2 protein-coding genes are annotated in these 2135 nt (G+C 44.1%); both read right to left on the bottom strand.

Features of this window, described 5'->3' with window-relative positions; translation table 11 throughout:
* Positions 1-63: 63 nt before the first annotated feature.
* Positions 64-816, bottom strand: coding sequence for an IS21-like element helper ATPase IstB (istB, locus tag P20311_RS01120; RefSeq protein WP_008108712.1), 753 nt, complete (start codon positions 814-816; stop codon positions 64-66).
* Positions 809-2135 (bottom strand): IS21 family transposase (istA, locus tag P20311_RS01125; RefSeq protein ID WP_036984604.1); only part of this gene is annotated, 1327 nt, incomplete at its 5' end. The genes istA and istB, both read right to left, overlap by 8 nt.

A 2135-nucleotide genomic window follows, 5' to 3' on the forward strand; every position in this document is an offset into this window, starting at 1 on the left:
TATCTAGCGTCAATTAACTTGGCCGGTTCCGCGTCAATTATCTTGGCCGGTTGATACCGAATTTTATTTACTCTTATTGAGCGCTGTTTTGCGTCGGTAGCTGTCACCTTCACAATGAATAATCGTGGCATGATGAACCAAACGATCGATTGCCGCGACTGTCATCGTTGAATCTTCAAATAGTTCATCCCATTGCTCAAATGATTTGTTTGATGTGATGATCATGCTGTGTCGCTCATAGCGATGGGCTATCAATTCAAACAGCACGCTCGTTTCCTGTTCAGTTTTTCGAACGTAACCAACGTCATCAACGATTAATAAGCTGTATTTATCGAGCTTTACAAGTTCGTCTTGCAAGCGTAAATGTCGCTTTGCTTGCTGGAGTTGTTGAACAATCGCTGACGCGGCAACGAACTTAACTTTATGGCCCTGCTCGATAAGGCCATAACCGATGCTACTGGCGATATGCGTTTTACCAAGACCACTGGCGCCAAATAACAATATATTGCCACCGTGCTTCAACCAATCCGGCTGATTTATTAAATCAGCAACAAGGGGCTTACTAACCCCATCAACAAGGGTAAAGTCGAAGCTGCTAAGGTGTTTACCCATTGGCAATTTTGCATCTTTTAAAAGCCGCTGAAGGCGTTTGTCATCGCGTGTCGCAAGTTCAACATGGCACAGCTCAGACAAGTATTGCTGCGGGCTCCATTGTTCTTCCATCGCTTTTTTTCCCAGGGTATTCCACTGTTGAAGCATGGTGCTAAGCTTTAATTGTTTCAGCATTAAAGGTAACGAGGCCGTGAAGTTATCCATGTAGACCTCCCGGTATCATGCTGCTATAAGCGCTCAAGCTGTGTTGCTTTATTTTTATTGTGGGTATGTTTGATGCAATCACTAAAAATTGCGCTTCACATTCTCGGATGGCCGGTAATTGTCGCTGAGTAATTGACACTGCTACAAATCGTCCTAATTGACGTTCACACCCACTTTGTTTTGCTAAATGGAGCAGTTTTACCATGTAATAGCTCGCTTCATCCGCTAAAAGATGAGTATTAACGTATTCCCAAATAGCTTTGTAATTGTCGCTTGGGAGTAAGTCGTCACGTAGTTGTGAGTAGCGAAATGCCAATGGTTTTTTAACCAATGCGTCAATAACATGCAAGTAACTAATATTGCGTGCACGGCACCCTTTAGAAGCATAGACACGCGCTAACGTTTGAACTAAATCGCTGCCATAGCGCAGCTCTAAGCGGTTGTCATATAAACGAACAAGTAATCGGCTACCAATAAGGCGTGACGGGACGCTATAGGTAACACGTTTCAATGAAATAGTACTCGTACGTGACACCGTTAGATAATGCTCGGTGTAATTGACGCTCATCGTCCGTGGTAAAGCGTGTAATTGTCGCTGCTCTACTGCGTACTTATCACTTACACGGCGATTACGGCGAGCAACAATGTCTGCAACAAACGATTCATAGACTTCTCTTGTCTGAAAGTCATAACTACCACGGATTTTTAATGCTTGCTCCAGTTGCGATTTAAGATGCCCATGAGGGCTCTCAATAGCCCCATTTTCATGCGCAATACCGCGGTTATTACGGGTCGCTTTAAAGCCATAATGGATAACTAGCTCATTAAAGCGCTCTGTAAAATCATTATCATTAGTATGATTACGATAGGCGGCACTGAGACTGTCTGTACGCACTTCTTTAGGCACACCGCCGGCTGCTTTAAATGCGTTTTGCACACCATCAGAAAAAGCAGCAAAGCTTTCACCGCCGTAAATCACTTGGGCGTAAGCCCAGCCACTGGCGGGCATACGATAATGAAACAACATATGCTTAAGGGGTTCACTAGCAATGGTAACGGGTGACTTCACATGTGTGAAATCACATATACCTAATAGGCCATACTCGTGTGTTTGCAGGAATACGACCTCTTTGCTTGAGCCATACAGTGCCCGCCATTTATGAATTCGACGCTCTAATGTACGCCGTGAGCTCGGGTTAAATTTGTCGGTGTGAAACTCGCAAAGATGATCAAAAATTCCCACTGGAGTTAACGTAGCATCACCTTGAAGTAGAGGGACAACAATACTGTCCCAGATAGATTCAAGTGGATCTATACGT

The organism is Pseudoalteromonas sp. BSi20311, assembly GCF_000239875.1.
Classification (GTDB): domain Bacteria; phylum Pseudomonadota; class Gammaproteobacteria; order Enterobacterales; family Alteromonadaceae; genus Pseudoalteromonas.

Bases quoted from the DNA above. Each gene is read 5' to 3' on its own strand.
- istB (WP_008108712.1), bottom strand. From the start codon at position 816: ATGGATAACTTCACGGCCTCGTTACCTTTAATGCTGAAACAATTAAAG.